We start from the raw sequence: 20,379 nt of genomic DNA, 5'->3' as shown, positions 1-20,379 counted from the left end.
CTTTGAATTCTGTGTAAACATTTTTCAGATACAAATGAATAACGACTCACAGATAAAACTTAATTTGTTATGAGAAAGGTATTTATGTTTTTTGCGGGATATTTATTGGCATCCCTTGTGGTTTTTGCACAACAAGGAAACAGAAGATATTCCCTACGGGAAAATATACCGTTAGACTCTATCGTGTTAAGCGATCCGGCTATTTTGGCAGATCAGAAAACGAAAATGTATTATATGACCGGTACCGGCGGCAGGTTATGGAAAAGCAAAGACCTGAAGCTATGGACAGGCCCCTATCAGGTGGCAGAGACCGATCCGGATTCCTGGATGGGACCGAACCCAATGATATGGGCAGCCGAGTTGCACACATATAAAGACAAATATTATTATTTCGCCACTTTCACGAACAGGGCTGTAATTATCGATACGGTAAAAGGAAATCCCATTGAGCGCCGTGCCAGCCATATCCTGGTTAGCGACCAGCCAGACGGCCCCTATGTGCCGATGAAGGACCCTATCTATCTGCCGGCCGATAAACCGACATTAGACGGAACTTTCTGGGTGGATACAGATGGAAAGCCTTATATGGTGTATTGCTACGAATGGTTACAAAACTGGGACGGAACAATGGAGAAGATAGAACTGAAACCCGATTTAAGCGGATCGATAGGTGAAGGACAATTACTATTCCGTGCCAGTGATTCACCATGGAGTTGCGAAAATGATGAAAATGGCGGATTAAGGCGCAGTAAAGTAACCGATGGGCCCTTCCTGTTCCGTACAGGTACCGGACGGTTGGGTATGATATGGACAAGCTGGGTGTTTGACATATATATGCAGGGAGTCGCCTATTCGGAAAGCGGCACATTAGACGGACCATGGATACATGAAGAAAAACCTATCACCCCGCCGAATTTCGGACATGGGATGTTATTTCAGACTTTTGACGGCAAATGGCTGATGTCGGTACATAGTCATGAAAACAGAAACGGGCATTACCACAGGATTCCACATTTGTTCGAGGTAGATCTTTCCGGTGACAGATTAGTAGTGGGGAAAAGATACCGGTAATACAATGAAGTAACTGGATACATGAACAGAATAATTATTTTTTTAGTTGTATGCTTTGTAGCATCGGCGAATGCCTATATCTGGGCTACCACGCAAGTTGACAGCCAGGGTATCGCGGTGAACACCATAACGGGAAAAGGGGCCTGGTGCTGGTTTGCCGATCCACGTGCTGTCTATTATGAAAACCAAAGTGGTACGATTAGAAGCACCTATATCGGTTATATTGATGTACATGGCAATATCAAGGCTACGCAAATAGATCATCTTACCAACAAAACCAGTGAGGTTTTGATCCGCTCGTGGTTCCAACCCGATGATCATAATAATCCCACATTCATTGTGCTGCCCGACGAACGGGTCATGATTTTCTACTCACGTCATACCGATGAGCCTTGTTTTTACTATCGCATCTCCCGGAAACCGGGTGATATCTCTACATTGTGCAAGGAAATACGCTTGGAAACAGCTGATAACACCACCTACCCCTCTCCTTTCATCCTCTCCGATGATCCTGACCATATCTATCTCTGCTGGCGTGGAATAGGATGGCATCCCACCATTGCCAGACTCACTATGCCCGACAAGGAGGATAAAGTTCGCTTTGACTGGGGCCCTTATCAGATCCTGCAATCACAGGAAGGCGGAAGAGGAGTAAGGCCTTATGCAAAATACATGTCGAATGGAAAAGACAAAATATATCTGGCCTACACTACAACCCATCCTGACAATCAAAGCGTCAATTATATCTACTTCAATTATATCGATATCAACACCTATGAACTGAAAGATATCAAAGGCCAAAAATTAGCGGAGGTAGGAAGTGGAATTTTACACAATGTGGAAGCTACTGCAGATTACAGAAAAAGCTATCCCGATGCGGTTGCTGAAGACTCTCCTTACCGCAACTGGTTGTGGGAAATTTCAGTAACGGATGAAGAAAAACCGGTGATCGCCGTGGTGAGGATAAGTGAGGATAAGAGTTCTCATGAATATTACCATGTAAGGTGGACAGGCACAGAGTGGCGTAAAACATTCCTGTCGCATGCGGGAGGCCATTTTCACCAGACTCCCGATTTAGAGAAATGTTACAGCGGCGGTATGGCTATCGATAAAGCCGATCCGTCAATTATCTACGGCTCAGTACCGGTGGAAGGGAAGCACGGGCTTGTATATGAACTCAAGAAGTTCACCGTTACATCCGAAGGGACAGTGGCATTCACGGAGCAGTTGACATACGATTCTCCCAAAAACAATATCCGTCCCTTTGTCATAACCAATGAAGGAAAGAATCCGCAAATGGTGTGGATGAATGGCGATTATTATGACTGGATTGTAAGTTCCGCGCGGCCAGGTTATCCCACCGCCATACATACCAATATACATATTCCTTCAGGTGAAATCAATCCCGATAACGGTCTTCTGTATCAACATCCGGAGGACGTTGTTTCCCCGGGCGATTTAAAAGTTATCGACATACCTAAATCGGATAAGTTTACCATTATTGCTACGGTTGCTGTCGATCATGATGCATATTACGGCGAGATTTTAAAAACCGATGCTTTCGCATATGGCCTTAAAGAGGGTGAACAGTCAAAACCTTATATAAAAATGGGAAATAGTGAAATAATCAGCAGCAATATATTGGCTAATTCCGACGCATGGAAAATGCAAAACAGGGGAACAGGAGGACATTGGTACGCTCCTGTGAAACCGGAATCATTTCAATTGGCCATCACCTACGAAGATGGTGTTTTAAGAACTTATATCGACGGGCTTATCGATCAACATGCCGAAATAAAGGAATTATCCCTTTCAGAAGTGGTCTCCGGTGGATTTAAAGGCGTTATACAGAACATCCGGATTTATAACAGGTCGTTGTCTCAGGATGAAATAAACATGATAACTATTATCTCTCCCTGATCACATCTTAATAATCAGTCCGATTGTTGGAAGAATTGTACCGCTACTGTTCTCGAGCACTCTCAGTCCCTGTTTGGAAAAGTCCCCTCCCGGATCGGAAATTATGTCTCCGTTTTGATTCCTATTTGTATATATCGGAGGTCTCTGACTTTTGAAGTTGTAAACATTCTGAATGTCAACATAGAGGTTGAGCAGCCATTTATTAAAATAGAATTCCTTGTCAACCCGGACATCGAGTTGGTGCGAATCGCTTAGCCTTAGCGTGTTGAAGCGGGAGTAATCAATATAAGCCTGGTTTATTACATCCCACGCTTCCCTATCCGATGAGAGCGATTCATCAATAGGAGAATAGGGAGCCCCTCCCACATATCTCCATCTGGCCGCAATGTTCCAATTATTTGCGATACGATATCCCACAATAAGATTGAGCAGGTGCCTGGTATCCCATGAAGAGGGACGATAAACCAGGTTATTATCGGTAAATTCACTCCTGAACCATGTATAGGTAGATGTAAGATTGAGATTTTTCCATTCTGTAATTTTGTACATGATCTCTATACCGTAAGCTCTTCCCTTGCCCGTAGAAATAATCTCCTCATCGCCTACCTGTCCGTAATCGGTGCCCTTGCTGGCGATGCTCAAACCGTCTACAACCGAGAGAGGGTATTTGTCATAATGCTTATAGAATCCTTCCATTGTCCATCGCATATTTTCATGTGGACGATGTTCGAAACCCAGCACCAGTTGATCGGAGACTATATACTTTAAATTTTCATTGCGATTTACAAATTTACCTTCTCCATCTTTGAATCCCATTGTCGTATAGGCCGGTTGGGCAGTATAACGTCCGAGATTTGCATTGATACTCCAACGTCCCGACAAGGAATACGAGGCAGACAATCTCGGAGAAAGTTGATTCAACGGATTCTGCATATTTTTATTGAAATTATTTCCTACCGTATTAAGTCCAAAGGAGAGTTTCAGGCGGTTGTCCATATACTCGTCAGACACCTGCGCAAACAGTTGATAACCAAAAAGGTTTAGTTCTGTGTTATACCGAAGATCAGTTACGCTACCGTTTCTGTATAAACGTCTGTAAGTGTCATTTACATAGCGAGAGTAGCGTAATCCTCCTCCTACTTTAAGTTGTACCGGCAGGGATCGGAAATCACGTTCAAAACGAAGTTTATTTTCAGCTTCGTCCGAGAGGTAGTCTGATGTCTTTTGTTTTGATTCATTGTTGTCTTCAAACTTGTAATTCTTATTGCGAAGCATATTCCTGCTGAGGACCCATGTGTCGAGATGGTTATCACTAAAACGTTTATAGACCGCACCTACCGTGTAATTCCATTGTTCATAGATTGGCAGGTAGTTGAGAATATACTTTTGGCTTTCGGTGCCGGTTGTTTGAAGCTCTTTGTTCAAAGTCATATGATCAATCGCTCCGATTCCGATAAACGTAATTTCGTTTTTCCTGTTGATGTCATATTTATATTTTACCTGAAAATCATTATAGGTAGGCAAGAATGGCAATTTAAGTGCCTTGAATAGTAATTGCAGGTAAGACTGCCGTGCCGACACGATGAAGGTGGCATTGTCCCCGGCAGGACCATCGATTGTCAATGCTGCATCAGAAGCACCAACCGATAGCTTTGTATGAATACGATCCTTGCTACCCTCTTTTTGTCGTATCTCCATCACCGAGCTCAAAGCGTTGGTACGGTTAGCAGGAAAGGCCCCGGTATAAAAATCTATTTCACGTACAAAATCGGGATTTATCACTCCGATAGCTCCCCCTGATGATCCTTGTGTGGCAAAGTGGTTGATTACCGGGATTTCAATTCCGTCGAGATAAAAGACATTCTCGGAAGGTCCCCCGCCGCGTACAATAAGATCGTTCCTGTTAGGATCCATGGCTCCGACTCCGGGCAGTGTTTGCAATGCCTTAGACACATCACGGTTAACCCCGGCACTTTTTTCTATCTGCTGCACATTCACAAAAAAAGAGGAGACTGGACTTTCAATACGGCGCGTCTCAAAATTGGGGCGTACGACCACTTCTTTTAATGCAATTTCGTCTTCAGCCAGCGCTATATCGATGAACGCCGTTTGGTTTCCCTGTACCTGAATTTCAGGAGAAACTACACTTTTGAAACCGACTGAGCTCACGATAAGCCTGAAGAATCCGGGATTTACCTCCTGAAGGGAGAAGACTCCCGTACTATCGGATACTGTCCCACGGTCAGTCCCCTGTATCAGTATTGTCGCATACTCAATAGGTTCATTGGTAGTACCATGATATACCCGTCCGGTAATCGCGCCTTTTTGTGCAGATACATTGCATACTGCCAAAAGGAAAAAGAGAATTCCTGTCAATCTATACATTTTGCTGGGATTTATCTTACTGCTACCATTTGTTCGAACTAGAGAACAAAATACAACCTTCCTTTGTTTGAAAATTGAAATTCTTTCTCTTTTAATCACTCTTCGAGGAGTTGCTTTTTTAACATCAAAACACGGCAAGGATACTATTAGTATTGCAGAATGAATAAAAATCGGCTATTTTTACCGAATATTTTTATGTATCTTTGTTTTAGAGGATGGAGAACAGGAGCTAGCATACGCAAAATGGTTTGTGACAGCCATAAACCGAAATCTACTGTCTTCACTGAATACTATAAACCTTTCAATTGTAAATATGAAAAATTTAATCGGATTAGCACTCTTATTACTATGCCTAAGCGCTTGTAACAACAAGCAAAATACGAAAAATGAAAAAGAAATCTATCTGTTCTCTTATTTTAAAGGAAATGGTGACGGGTTGCATTTGGCTTACAGTGAGGATGGGCTGAAATGGGAAGCTTTATTTGACGACTCTGTTTTACTGAAACCCGAAATAGGAAAAGATAAACTGATGCGCGATCCAAGTATCGTCCAGGATGAATCGGGTACTTTCCACATGGTGTGGACCACTGGATGGTGGGATCTGGGAATTGGTTATGCCTCATCCCGAGATCTTATACATTGGTCTGAACAACAAAATATCCCGGTGATGGAAAAATTCGAAGGGACAAAGAACAGTTGGGCACCTGAATTGTTTTATGATAAGAAAAGCAAAACATTCTATATTTTCTGGGCATCCACCGTCCCAGGCGCCTTTCCCGAACTGCCAACCTCAGAAAGTGAACAGGGTCTTAACCATCGGCAATACTATGTAACCACCAAAGATTTTAAAACATTCAGTGATACCAGACTCTTTTTTGAACCCGGCTTTAGCGTAATAGACGGAGCCATATTGGAAAAGGATAGTCTGTACTATCTGTTTGTAAAAAATGAGAATTCGGCGCCTGCCGAAAAAAATATCCGGGTAACTTTTCATACAAAACCGTATGATTTTCCTACTGAAGTATCTGCCCCTATTATCGGTAATTACTGGGCGGAAGGGCCTGCACCTCTTCTGGTAGATGATTATGTGTATGTCTATTTCGATAAATACAGGGATCGGAAATACGGAGCTGTACGTTCAAAAGATATGCTGCATTGGGAAGATGTATCCGATTCTATCTCTTTCCCTGGCGGAACAAGACATGGAACAGCATTTAAAGTATCGGAAAGTATACTTAGAAATCTAAGAAGATAAATAGAAACGTTTTTGTAAGTTTATTCACATTGTTGTGCCTGATGAAATATAGAGATAAATACATGAAGGAATTAATTATATTATCCTGCATTTTAATGCATGGTTTGGCTCTGTTTTCTAATGTAAGAGGCGATATCCGGTTTCATCAAATCAACACAAATAAAGGTTTGTCTCAAAACACGGTCAGAGCCATTATTGAGGATAAGAAAGGATTTATCTGGGCGGCAACTTTAGGGGGATTAAATAAATATGACGGGTATAAGTTTGTTACATTTTTACCTGAGCTGGGCAATCCCTATTCTTTGATTGACCATCAGATAAAGGATGTACATCTGGACCGTGATGGCTATATCTGGATAAAAACATACGATAATGAATTTTGTTGTTACGATCCCTATAAAGATTTGTTTTACAGCAAAAACAGAATAAGATTACACAACAATCAATCGCTTTATTATACGGATTATTATGAAGCTGAAAATGGCGATATCTGGTTATGGGGCAATATAAACGGCTGTGTGCAAATAATAAAAAGAGGCCAATCCTTTGTTACAAATCAGTTTTTCACGGAACCCAAAATTGATTGCACGTTTCTTTTCGAGGATTCTAAATCTACCGTCTGGATTGGAGGTGACGGTTGTGTATTGGGGATAAAGGACGGAAGAGAGTTTACATCATACAAGAAAAACAATACTTTCATAAATGCCGTAGAGCAAAAGAACAAGATTTATTTTATTACAGATGAACGTTTTATTATAGAATATGACATATCGAAAGAAACATTCAACGAAATAGATACCCAATTCTATGATCTCTTTACGGATATTGCCGTTATTTCGGATTCGGAATTACTCATCATTACTGAAAACAATAAGCTTTTAAATTATAACGTAAGGAATAAACAATTGGAGATCTCTGTCTGGATGAACGATAAAGATATGCAAAGAGGCAATATCAATTTAATTACGGATAAGAATGGCGGTTTATGGTTGTATAATCATTCGGGATATATGTGGTATTACAATATATCAAACCAAAAACTGAAGAAACTTCCCCTGATTCCTAATGATATTTTAAAATCAATTGATCTGGAACGCTATAATGTATTTATCGATTCAAAAAATTATATTTGGATCACAACATATGGAAATGGTATTTTTCTTTACGAACCTGATTCTGAAAATTTACAGCATTTCAAGTATTCCTCCAATAAAAATAGTCCGGCCTCCGATTATCTCCTTTCCATAACCGAGGATAGGAACGGTAATATATGGATTGGTAGTGAATATGCAGGTATCATAAAAGTCGTTGAATCGGATTACCATGTACAGACTATTAAGCCAGAAGAAGAATCTTCTGTCGGAAAAAATAATAATGTACGATCCATATATGAAGATAATTTTAACAATATATGGTTTGGAACGAAAAACGGCAATCTTTATTTGTACGATAATGATTTGAGAACCGGCAAATCTGTTTACGAAGACATTAATCCCTATGCAATTACCCAGGATGCATCTGACAGGCTTTGGGTTGGCACCAAAGGCAAGGGATTATATATAATCGATCCCCAAACAAAAGAACAATTACACCATTTTTCCGTCAATCAGACCGTAGATGCGGTATTTTGCATCATGAAAGATCATAAAGACCGTATGTGGCTGGGATCGTTTGGTAGAGGATTGATCCTGGCCGAAGAGACGTTGGATGATATTCATTTTAAATATTTCTTTCACAATGAAGGCAATAGAAGCTATATAAGATGTATCTTACAGGATTCCAACGGAATATTTTGGGTAGGAAGTCGGGATGGTATACTGCGCTTTGATCCCGATAAGTTGATAAACGACCCTCAGGCTTATACCGCCAATAAGATGAATCTGTTTGATGGTCAGAATGGATTAAATTGCAATGATATAAAAACAATTTTTGAGGATAGCGAAGGTACAATATGGATAGGCACTGCGGGAGGAGGATTGAATAAATACATCCCTCCCACGCAGACCGAAGAAGAGTCATTTAAAGCATATACGGTTGAAGATGGTTTATCCGGTAATTTTATTACAGGAATACTGGAAGATGAAAACAACAATTTATGGATCAGTACGGAGAGCGGCATAACCAAATTCGATAAAGACAATCAATCCTCCATGGTCTATCAGTTTGCAGAAAAGTCGCATGGGAACCAATACAATGAGAATGCGAATATCTATTCTACCAACAAATATATGTTATGGGGCAGCCTCAACGGCCTGCTCTATTTTAACCCGGAATTATTTGTACCCGGCACGAATGTCTGCGATGTAACATTAACAGGCTTCTATGTAAACAATCAGTCGCTTAGCGGAAATACCAGAAATCCGTCCGTAAAAACCGCAATAAGCTATGCAACCGATATAAAGTTAAATCATAAGGAAAATAGTATAAGGATCGAATTTGCTGCACTCGATCTGAAAGATTCCCCCAATAACAAATATACCTACATGCTGACCGGATACGATAAAACATGGAGTATAGTAAGCTCTACAAATAGTGCAGATTATAAAAACCTGCCTCCGGGAAAATATCTGTTTTTAGTAAGGGGAACCAACAGCAGCGGTATATGGAATGAGGAAGTAACCAGTTTAAACATAGAAATAACACCCCCGATATGGGCATCGTGGTATGCCTATATGGTGTATTTGGTATTAGCCTTAACTATGGTATATATAGTTATAAGGCTAATCAGAAAATTCAACAAATTAAACAATAACATAGAGATAGAAAAGGAACTGACAAACCATAAGCTCCGCTTCTTTACCAATATATCCCATGAGTTCCGTACACCGCTGACATTGATAAGGGGAACCGTGGAAAATTTGAACAGCCTGAATGATACTCCCGAACCTATAAGACAGCAACTCAATGTGCTGGATAGAAATTCGACAATATTAACCCGTCTGATCGACCAACTGCTGGAATTCAGGAAATTACAGAATAACATACTCACTCTTGACCTGGAAGAAACAGATATCGTTGAGTTTTCAAAAGAAATTTTCAACAACTTCCAGATAGCAGCGGCTCAAAAGAATATACACTATACATTTTATTGTGAAGAGAATCAATTTAAGATGTTTATCGACAGTCGGAAAGTGGACAAGATCATCTACAACCTATTGTCCAATGCGTTTAAATATACCCCCCGGGGAGGAGAAATTGAATTAGCCCTAAAATTTAATCCGACTCAGGAAACATGTTTAATATCCGTTAAAGATAACGGAATTGGAATACCGAAAGAAAAACAACATATTCTCTTTAGCAGTTTTATGCAGATTAACTTCTCATCTGAAGGTACAGGTATCGGCTTATCTTTGGTTAAAGAATTTGTGGAGGTACATAAAGGTAGGATCTGGTATGAGAGCAATCAGGATCAAGGCTCTTTGTTTAATGTTGAATTATCCACAAATGCCCAAATATATGAAGGTGAAAATTTTATTACCCCCCTGCACCACGATATACTGCCTTCTGAGTGTGACAATAATAAGTTATCACTGTCCAGTCCAATAATGGAGAATATCCGGTTGCCGGAAATCGATGATACCACATTGTCGAATTACAAATTGTTGATTATTGATGACAATGATGATATCCGTAATTTCCTGGTAGATGAATTCAGTAAATATTTTATGGTGGATACGGCAGAAGAAGGCAAATCGGGTTTGGAAAAAGCAATACAAACAAATCCTGACATGATCATTTGTGATGTGATGATGCCGGGAATGGACGGATTTGAAGTCACCCGTAAACTAAGAGAAGAGTTTGAGACATGTCATATCCCTATTATCATGCTGACCGCCCATTCTTCGCTTGATCATCAGGTGGAGGGTATCCAAAGCGGTGCCGATGCATATATAACCAAACCTTTCAGTATAAAATACTTAGTGACCAGGGTATTTAAGCTGATAGAACAACGCGAACAATTAAAGAAACGATTCTCCAAAGATCATGTTTTCGATGGAAATTTAATAACCTCCACCGACCAGGACAAAAAATTCCTTCAATTGATCGACAGTATCCTAGAAGAACACCTTAGCGATACGCTGTTTTCCGTAGATAAATTTGCAGAGCTGGCAAAGCAAAGGCGTACTGTTTTCTATAAAAAAGTAAAAGGAATAACAGGAATGTCACCCAACGAACTGATCAAGATAAAAAGGCTTAACAGGGCTGCCAAATATCTTCTCGAAGAGGATCTGACGGTCGCAGAAGTGTCTTACAAAGTCGGATTTGAAGATCCTTTCTATTTCAGCAAGTGCTTCAAAACACATTTTAACTGCTCCCCTTCAAAATACGGGCAAATGATTAGTTGAAGAACAAAAAACAGCACCGAATAAATAGTTTGATACCATTCACCCATTATTCATAGGGCGCTTATTCGGCAACAGTGAATATAATACTAGACCTGCATTAATATGCAAGATGCTTTAATGTGTACTATTTTACATAGAATCGCACGGAAATTACAGGTGGTTTCACACTTCAAACCGTAATTTTGTAATAACAAATTTTTAAAATTGCCATGTGACCATGTGCAACATCGATCTGCGGTGCGATCTGTTTTTGTCGTGAAAAACGTAACGGTTAACGGGAAGAAAATCGGGAATGCGCTAAACAAACAGCAGTTTTAAACGGGATGTATCCATTCAAAAATGCAAATAACTAAAAATAAAATAAACATGAAGAAAGGGATTTTACTTTTAACGCTGTTCCTCTCCCTCCATGCAGCGGCACAGCAAACGGAAACGCTTTATCTCTCCGGAACAGGCCTGGGAGATACCAAAACATGGGATTTCTATTGCAGTGACGGTATGAACAGCCAAAAATGGTCGAAAATAGAAGTCCCTTCCCAATGGGAACTGCAAGGTTTCGGCGAATACAGTTACGGCAGGTGGTACACCATCAAGGGAGCCACACCGCCAACGGAAACGGGTATCTACCGGACCTCTTTCCTGATACCGTCCGACTGGGAAGGAAAGCAGATAGTCATTGTTTTTGAAGGGGTGATGACCGACACGGAAGTTCTCGTGAATGGAAGCCTTGCCGGAGATATCCATCAGGGAGGTTTCAACCGTTTTTCGTATGATATCACCGATAAGATCAAGACCGGTAAGAACAACCTGGAGGTAAAAGTCAGCAAAGAGTCGTCCGACCGGTTAGTGAATGCAGCCGAGCGGAAAGCCGACTGGTGGATCTTCGGTGGAATTTACCGCCCGGTCTATCTGGAAGCGAAACCCGCAGTGAATATCGAACGGATTGCCGTAGACGCGAAAGCCGACGGCTCGTTTTATGCGGATGTTTTCACTACCCCGTTGGAAGAAGGATATAAGATAAACGCCAATATCACTCCCGTGAAACTGTACGGTAACGATCAACCATCGACTTATAAAAAACAATCCGCTTCATTAAAAACAGGTACCAAACATGAAGTTAATTTCAGGTGGGATGTTGTTAAACAGTGGAACACGGAAACCCCCAACCTCTATAATATAGAACTGGAGCTTATTGATAAAAACAACAGCACCGTGCATGTGCATAAAGAACGGATCGGGTTTCGCACCGTCGAATTCCGCGTGAAAGACGGCCTCTATGTAAACGGCACAAAGGTTGTGTTGAAAGGGATCAACCGCCATTCGTTCCATCCCGACGGAGGGCGCACTACCAGCAGGGAGATCAGCCTGATGGACGGGGAACTGATTAAAGAAATGAATATGAATGCCGTACGCTTCCACTACGCTCCGGATAAGCACTTTATGGATGTCTGCGACTCGCTCGGAATTTTTGTCGTGAACGAGCTGGCCGGATGGCAAAATTCATATGGCACCGAAATCGGATCAAAATTAGTGAAGTCGCTGGTTACCCGCGATGTCAACCACCCCTCCCTGATCCTGTGGAGCAATGGAAACGAAGGCGGTTTCAATTATGACCTCAACCCGCTGTACCGCAAATACGATCCGCAAAAACGTCACGTAATCCATGCCTGGGCTGATTTTGACAATTTGGATACCCACCATTACCCGACTTATCTGACGGGAATCGCCCGTTTTACAAACGGATACAAGGTGTTTATGCCGACCGAATTCCAGCACGGGATGTATGACCAGGGGCACGGGGCAGGTCTGGAAGATTTCTGGGACAGATATACCGCCCACCCGCTTTTTGCAGGAGGATTCATGTGGGATTTTTCGGACAACGCCGTAAAACGTACAGACAAGGGCGGGCTCCTGGATTCGGACGGCTCCAATGGAACCGACGGTATTCTCGGCCCCTACCGTCAAAAGGAGGGAAGTTACTATACCGTTCGTGAAGTCTGGGCACCTATCCGGTTCGAGCCGCTCTTTATTACATCTTCATTTAACGGAGAATTTCTCGTTCGCAACGACTATTTGTTTTCCAACCTGAACACCTGCCGGATGGAATACAAGGTGCTGAGCGCCCCCTCTCCGTTAAGCGGGAGAACCGGACAGGAAGTAATCTCCTCCGGAGACGTCCATCTTCCCGCCATTGACCCGCGCGAAGCCGGCAGGGCAAAAATAAGTGTGCCGCCCAATTTTTTCGACGGGGATATTCTGGAAATAAAGGCATGGGACAGTCACAATAAAGAGATATGTACGTGGACATGGCCTATCCGGTATGCCGGAGAATACACGCAAAAGCAGTTGAGACAAGCCATTCAACCGGGTACAGCCACGGTTCGCCAAGAAGGTGATAAAATAAAACTGTCGGCCCCGGGCGTAATCGTCAGTTTCAACACCACAGACGGGCTGATCCACGAAGTACGGAATAACAACGGTACCCTATCATTCAATAACGGGCCGTTGCCTGTCGGCATGAAAGCCCGTGTAAAAGAGGTAAAACATCGTCAGGAAGGCGACAACGCCGTTTTTACGGTCTTTTATGCAGGTGCGGTCGATTCCATCCGCTGGGAAATGACACCTGCCGGACTGTTGAACATGCACGCCGTTACGCTGAACAACGCAAGGGCGGGAATAGGATTCGATGAAGCTGTTTTTGAAGACAATATACCCATTTTCGGGTTCACATTCTCTTATCCCGAAGAAAACGTAAAGAGCATGGAATGGTTCGGGCGCGGCCCGTACCGTGTTTGGCGGAACCGTATCCGCGGAGCCAATTACGGGATTTGGAATAAAGATTACAACAATACCATTACCGGAGCCGACTTTGAGAATATGGTTTATCCCGAATTCAAAGGCTATCACGGCAACCTGTATTGGGGCACACTCCTCACTTCCGAGTCTCCTTTTACGGTCTACAGCGCAAGCGACGGCGTGTTTATGCGCGTCTTTACTCCGGCGGAACCGGCAGACAACAAAACCAATTGGAGTGCCAATCCCGCATTTCCGGAAGGAGATATATCGTTCCTCTATGAAATACCGGCCATACGCTGTTTCAAACCGGTTTCACAACAAGGTCCGAACAGCCAGCCCTCCAATATCCGGATAAAAATAGGAGACGAAGGGGTACACATGAACCTGTGGTTTGATTTCAGCGGGCGCCATTTATGAATTCGGCACATTCATTTCCATTTTTGAAAAATCAATAATTCTGTCCAATGGTAATTTATACCGGTCACAAACTCCACGTCTGCATCCGTTAAAGCAAAGGCTCCCACCTTTGCTTTTCTTATGCCTGAGTATACGGTTACCCTGACAAGAATTCTACAAAATTAGAAAAACACGCACTTTTCTTTTTTCATACTACAGTTCTGCCCGTGCACAATATTCCGGTTTTTTATCCGTAATAGAAATATCAATGCGCCGATTTGAAGTTACGCTCAACAGCACCATCTGCTAACTTAAATATTGTTAATCCATTATTCATGAAGCGCTTATTCAGCAATAATGAATATTGTACAAAACATGTAATAATGTTCAGGATGCTTTAATGTGTACAATTTTACATGAAATCGAACGGAAATTACAGGTGGTTTCCCTTCTTCAATGCTATTTTTGCAACGATAAATTTTCAAAATTTCCATCAATTATTATTATAATTATAATGATTTGATTTATTGGTTAACGACTTAAGTTGTAATAAAATGTATAATCGGAATTTTATCTAACCATAGAGTTTTTTTCAAATTTAATACTTTAAATAATGGCTGAAGTTATTACTTGAAAGAACTGAAAAGAGAAAAGGGACGCTATAACAACTTTATCATTTACCATTAGAATATTATATGTAATTCACACAAAATCATAATGATTATATTTCAGTAATAGCCCAAATTGAAAATGAATTAGTATTTAATCTAAACAAATTGAGAAATGAGATGAAAAGAAAAATTTTTAATCTGACGAAAGGAATATTATCCGTACTGATATGGGCAATTTCCGTAGGTGCATTTGCCCAGAATCTTACCGTAAGAGGCACAGTTACCGACCAATCGGGAGAAGCTTTGATCGGTGTGACTGTTCAGGTACAGGGGACAACGACCGGAACAATTACCGATGTGGATGGAGGATTCGTACTAACCAACGTACCTTCCGACGGGACATTGGAAGTGTCTTACGTGGGTATGCGTTCACAATCGATCTCTGTTAACGGAAGGACATCCATAAACGTAATACTCGAAGAAGATACGGAATTATTGGATGAGGTTATCGTAGTCGGTTATGGAACCATGCGTAAGAGTGATGTGACCGGAGCTTTAGCAGTTGTTTCAGCCAGGGATCTGTCAACAAAACCGGTAACCAATGCTTTTGAAGCTCTACAGGGTAAAGTGGCTGGTGTGGATATTACTTCCGCCCAACGTCCAGGAGAACTAGGGTCGATTCGTATTCGTGGTAATCGGTCTTTAAACGCGACCAATGCTCCTCTTTATGTGGTTGATGGAGTAGTATTAAGTTCCGGTGGTATAGAAAGTATTAACCCCCGTGATATTGAAAGTATTAATGTGCTGAAAGACGCATCTTCCACTGCTATTTACGGTTCGCGCGGCGCTAACGGGGTAATTCTCGTAACAACAAAACGAGGTAAATCAGGCTCTTTCCAACTGAATTATTCAGGAACTTTCACTTCCGAAAAAATACACGATTTGGCTCCTGCAATGAGCGCCAGCGAATACATTACCTGGCGGCGCTGGGCTCATTACAATGCCAATCCCAGCGATTACTCCACTGGTAACCAACCCTCTAAAGAACAAGATGAAATATTCTTCAGTGCATTAGATAAAACAGCTTACGACAACGTTATGAAAGGTTGGTCGGGCGGCAGTTGGGACAGTTCAAAAGTTACGAATACGGACTGGACGGATTTTGTTACTCAAACCGGGGTAACCCAGGAGCACACCATCAGTGCAGGCGGTGGAACCGATAGGATCAAGTCGTTCTTTTCACTCGGTTATTTAAACAATGAAGGAACTCAAATAGGACAATCATTTCAAAGATACAATGCAACCATGTCTACTGATATCAGTCCGACAAAATGGTTTGACATAGGTGGTTCAATCAATGCTGCCTGGAGTAACCAAAGCTATGGTTTCTCCAGAACAGGACAATCCTCAAATTCCGGTCCTACGGAAATTTATGCGGCAGCAAAACAAATATTCAATGTCGCATTACCTTATGATGACAATGGTGAAATTATATTGACTCCGGGAAATCTGAACGGAGTGTATACCATTATTGATGAGTGGACAAAATCGAATGAGCATAGGCAAACATTGCGTGTTTTAGGTAGTTTTTATGCAAATATCGATCTTGGTAATATATGGAATCCATTAGAAGGGTTGAGTTTTAGAAGCAATTTCGGCCCTGATTTCAGATATTATCGCCGTGGCATTTATATCGATAAGTCTTCAGCTGTACGTCAGGGCAGCACAAGTTATGCTTCCTGGAATTATGACAGAAGATTCTCATGGGTATTGGACAATATCCTGGCTTACAATAAAACGATAAATGACCATAGGTTTGATGTGACATTACTGCAATCTGCCTCTAAATACGATATTGAAACCGCCAGTATGAGTGCAGAGAATATTCCCAAAGAAAGTTATAAATGGAACAATATGGGTTCTGTGGATATTACCAATTCGACTTCGAGAGCTTCTATGGGTACAGGATTAACTCAATCGCAACTTGCTTCTTACATGGGGCGTATTAATTATTCATTTAAAGACCGTTATTTACTGACTGTTTCGGGTCGTTACGACGGATCATCCGTCCTTTCGGCAGGCCATAAATGGGCATTTTTCCCCAGTGCGGCTTTGGGATGGCGATTGGATCAGGAGGCATTTATGCAGGATATTTCATGGTTAGATCAGTTGAAGCTCCGCTTGGGTATGGGGATGACCGGGAACTCCGCAATTGATGCTTATGCTACTTTAGGAAGTATCCGTTCTTTTTATATTCCTTTTGGTGGTACCGGTAATGCATTGGCTTACGGGACCAACGAACCCTATTATTTTTCAAACTCCGTATTGATGGCTAACCCGGCGCTTGAATGGGAAAAAACCACTCAATGGAATCTCGGGCTTGACGTCACTTTCCTGAGAGGACGAATCGGAGGTGCGATTGACCTGTACAAGTCAAATACAAAAGACCTGCTGATGCAAATGTCTATCCCTACCCTGACCGGTTACAGCAGTACAATGGCTAACGTCGGCAAAACCAAGAATAAAGGTGTAGACGTTTCATTGAATATTATTCCGGTTGAAACAAGAAACTTTAATTGGAATTCTACATTGAACGCAGCCTGGCAAAAAGAGGAAATTGTAGAATTGGCTAACGGTAAAAATGATATGGTCGATAACTCATGGTTTATCGGACAATCTATTAGTGTCTATTACGGATATGACAATGCCGGTCTATGGCAGGAAAGTGATGCTGCGGAAATGGCTAAATTCAATGAAAATGGTGAAAAATTCACTGCGGGTAGTGTAAGGCCTGTCGATCAGAACGGCGATTATATAATTGACAGTGAGGATCGTGTAGTTTTAGGAAATCGCAATCCACGCTGGACTTTGGGATGGAGTAATACTTTCAATTATAAAGGTATCGAGTTAAATATTGAGCTCTACGGACGTATGAATTATTTGGTATCAACCGGAGGTGAAACTCAAAACGGCATCCCCAACCAACGCAAGATCGATTATTGGACTCCGGATAATACAGGAGCCGAATACCAGAAGCCGGTTTACACGGGAACACCGGGTGTAAGTGGCGATGCGTACTCCAGTCTGCTCGGCTTTAAGGAAGCTTCTTTCGTCAAATTTAGAAATATCTCTTTGGGATACTTCTTGCCGAACAATATTTGTAAAACAATCGGGGTCAATAATCTGAAAGTCTATACTCAATTACGCAATCCGGGTAACTTGTATTCTTCCATAGATTTCCTCGACCTTGACTTTGGTACAACTTACTATAACAGGGGAGTTACATTCGGTATTGAAATAGGATTTTAATTTATGAATTTATTAAATAAGATCATTTTATGAAATATTTATATAATAAAATATTGATTGCCACAGCTTTATCGTTTTCTATTGGTTTTTCATCTTGTGGTGATGATTTTCTTTACGAAGAAAATACCACTGCCTATACCACACAATATTTTGAAACAGAGGAAGGTCTTACAGCATTAGCCACCTCTCTTTATGGAAATATTCGCTGGCATTTTGGTTATGAATGGGCCTACGGTATTACGCTTTACGGTACCGACGAGTTCACTAACGGTGCAGATTTAACCAGTGAACCGTGGAACACTTACGACAACCGTTTAAATCCTTCAAATGCTACGGTTGCAACCGGTGCCGCCAATAATAACTGCCCTCCGGTAGACGGTTTATGGAATCAGATGTATTACGGCATTTCTTCCGCCAATTTACTAATAGCCAACGGAGATAAAATTTCAAATGAAGAAATCCGTAACAGGTGCATGGGAGAAGCCTATCTCCTGCGTGGTTATAACTATTACCGACTGTTTGCCCAATACGGTGGCGTAGTTGTCCAAACAGAACCGCTGAGTGGAGTAGTACGATACTTTGAACGTGCCAATGAAGAAGAAACCATGGCCCAGATTATTTCTGATTTTGAGAACGCATATGCACTGCTTCCAACTACAAACTGGAGGGGTGTGGGTACATGGACAAAATATGCTGCGGCCCATTTCTGGGCGAAAGCTTTGCTATTCAGGGCTTCGGAAAGAAACAGTAGTTGGAACTCTAATTATATTGAAGCAGATCTTACCAAGTGCATTTCACTTTGTGACGAAGTAATAGCAGCCCGTCCGTTGGCAAGCGACTATTGGGATCTGTTTGCCCGTTGGACAGGCGTGGATAATCCAAACGAAGGATTACCCGAAATATTGATGTCGGCCCAGCACAATGCCGATGCGTCTAGCAAAGGACGTTTTGGCAATCGTACACATTCCTATTTTACTCCTCAGTTTAACACGTTTAGCGGTGGCTGGGTAAGTCGTGGACCGCATATCGGGGGGCAGGATTTTCAACGTTGCCGTCCTACCGAATATAATTACACCACGTATGACAATATTAGTGACGCTCGTTTGTGGAAATCATTCAGGACGGTGTATGGCGTGAATAACATAGTAAATAACGAATTAAATGAATCATTCGGTGAAAGTGCCGTTGACTTAGGGGACGAGGGTATTATCTTTATTCTGAATAAAAAAGACGACAACCGTTTTAACGGAGAACCGTATGGTAAATTCGGACGCCCTGTTACCGGCGGAAGTACATTTATTAATCCGGAAACAAACAAATGGGTGCCGAATGCTTTTCCGTTGTTCCTGAATGGACAATATGTATTGCCTAATTACAACAGTAACGGCGATGCCACCAAGTCCAATGTATTCTGCGGATTAAATAAAACGCAGGACGGAACACGCACGGCAGAAGGAGGAGATGCTTTCCGCGATGTAACGATGGCCCGTACGGGCGAAACATACCTGATTAAAGCCGAGGCACAAGTCCGACAGGGAAATTATCAGGCAGCCATTGCAACAGTAAACATATTGCGTGCACGTGGTCAATGGAAAGCTGGTGAAGATCGTGAATTGTATGTCGATGGTTCTATTGCTTTTCCGTTAAGCAATCCGCTTCATTCAACAACGACTAATTATGCCAAAAACGGCAAAACGGATAATTATGTGAATTGGTTTAGAAATTCCCATCCGGGATATGACAATGGTAATCTTAAGGACGCAGCCGGTAATATATATCTGTCCCGGAACACTTATTATCTGTCTACGGGAATTGAAAGGACAACAGCGGCATCTTCATTACAAATCAGTGATTACAACCAATTACCTGCCGAAGATGAAAGCATTCTTTCTGCATTGGGTGTGACGAGTGATTATGACCGTATGTTGAACTTTATTTTTAACGAGCGTACCCGTGAATTGAACGGTGAATGGAATCGTTGGGAAGAATTGAGCCGTACCGGCTTGTTAATAAAACGCGCCAAAGCGTTTAATCCGCAAGCGGCTCCCAATATTGCAGAGAAACATGTTCTTAGACCAATACCTCAAACCTTCATCGATGGTTTGACCCAAAACGACGGTTCACCGCTTACTGACAGTCAAAAAGCAGCCTTTCAGAACCCGGGATGGTAATAATTTCATTGTAACACAGGCTTTAAAAGTTATAATTAAGGATATGTTAATATGATACATTAATAATAAAGAAAAAGGAAGGGTGCCCCATTACGTATACTCAAAAATCGCCTTCGAGC

Annotated in this window: 7 protein-coding genes and 1 pseudogene; 7 read left to right on the top strand and 1 reads right to left on the bottom strand. The window is 41.8% G+C overall.

Annotated features, from left to right (window positions below):
• Positions 1–69: 69 nt before the first annotated feature.
• Both PSM36_RS04610 and PSM36_RS04605 read left to right on the top strand, forming a co-directional pair.
• Positions 70–1,071 (top strand): glycoside hydrolase family 43 protein, encoded by a 1,002-nt coding sequence (locus tag PSM36_RS04610; RefSeq protein ID WP_076929270.1) that lies wholly within the window; start codon positions 70–72, stop codon positions 1,069–1,071.
• 21 nt (positions 1,072–1,092) lie between these two features.
• Positions 1,093–2,991 (top strand): BNR-4 repeat-containing protein, encoded by a 1,899-nt coding sequence (locus PSM36_RS04605; protein ID WP_076929268.1) that lies wholly within the window; start codon positions 1,093–1,095, stop codon positions 2,989–2,991.
• On the opposite strand, the gene PSM36_RS04600 is transcribed toward PSM36_RS04605, so the two are convergent.
• A complete protein-coding gene (locus tag PSM36_RS04600; protein WP_076929265.1) occupies positions 2,992–5,376 on the bottom strand; it encodes a TonB-dependent receptor in 2,385 nt (794 codons plus the stop codon).
• Between the two features lie 397 nt (positions 5,377–5,773).
• On the opposite strand from PSM36_RS04600, the pseudogene PSM36_RS04595 reads away from it, so the two are divergent.
• The 5 genes and pseudogenes from PSM36_RS04595 to PSM36_RS04575 all read left to right on the top strand — a co-directional run.
• Positions 5,774–6,622: pseudogene (locus tag PSM36_RS04595) on the top strand (glycoside hydrolase family 43 protein); the annotation flags it as partial.
• 71 nt (positions 6,623–6,693) lie between these two features.
• Complete coding sequence (locus PSM36_RS04590) at positions 6,694–10,977, top strand: two-component regulator propeller domain-containing protein (protein WP_076932049.1); 4,284 nt, start codon at positions 6,694–6,696, stop codon at positions 10,975–10,977.
• Between the two features lie 366 nt (positions 10,978–11,343).
• Positions 11,344–14,190: a glycoside hydrolase family 2 protein gene (locus PSM36_RS04585; protein WP_076929261.1), complete on the top strand. Its 2,847-nt coding sequence runs from the start codon at positions 11,344–11,346 to the stop codon at positions 14,188–14,190.
• 767 nt (positions 14,191–14,957) lie between these two features.
• The gene (locus PSM36_RS04580) at positions 14,958–18,089 is read left to right on the top strand and encodes a SusC/RagA family TonB-linked outer membrane protein (RefSeq protein WP_083710929.1); all 3,132 of its coding nucleotides are present in this window, start codon (positions 14,958–14,960) and stop codon (positions 18,087–18,089) included.
• 29 nt (positions 18,090–18,118) lie between these two features.
• Positions 18,119–20,260, top strand: a complete 2,142-nt coding sequence (locus PSM36_RS04575) for a RagB/SusD family nutrient uptake outer membrane protein (RefSeq protein WP_076929259.1) — start codon at positions 18,119–18,121, stop codon at positions 20,258–20,260.
• Positions 20,261–20,379 lie beyond the last annotated feature (119 nt).

The sequence above is a fragment of the Proteiniphilum saccharofermentans genome, from assembly GCF_900095135.1.
GTDB classification, from domain to species: Bacteria; Bacteroidota; Bacteroidia; order Bacteroidales; family Dysgonomonadaceae; genus Proteiniphilum; species Proteiniphilum saccharofermentans.
Note: the sequence above shows the minus strand (reverse complement) of the source record. Positions and strands in the feature narration are given on the sequence as shown.

Bases quoted from the DNA above. Each gene is read 5' to 3' on its own strand.
- PSM36_RS04610 (WP_076929270.1), top strand. From the start codon at position 70: ATGAGAAAGGTATTTATGTTTTTTGCGGGATATTTATTGGCATCCCTT.
- PSM36_RS04605 (WP_076929268.1), top strand. From the start codon at position 1,093: ATGAACAGAATAATTATTTTTTTAGTTGTATGCTTTGTAGCATCGGCG.
- PSM36_RS04600 (WP_076929265.1), bottom strand. From the start codon at position 5,376: ATGTATAGATTGACAGGAATTCTCTTTTTCCTTTTGGCAGTATGCAAT.
- PSM36_RS04590 (WP_076932049.1), top strand. From the start codon at position 6,694: ATGAAGGAATTAATTATATTATCCTGCATTTTAATGCATGGTTTGGCT.
- PSM36_RS04585 (WP_076929261.1), top strand. From the start codon at position 11,344: ATGAAGAAAGGGATTTTACTTTTAACGCTGTTCCTCTCCCTCCATGCA.
- PSM36_RS04580 (WP_083710929.1), top strand. From the start codon at position 14,958: ATGAAAAGAAAAATTTTTAATCTGACGAAAGGAATATTATCCGTACTG.
- PSM36_RS04575 (WP_076929259.1), top strand. From the start codon at position 18,119: ATGAAATATTTATATAATAAAATATTGATTGCCACAGCTTTATCGTTT.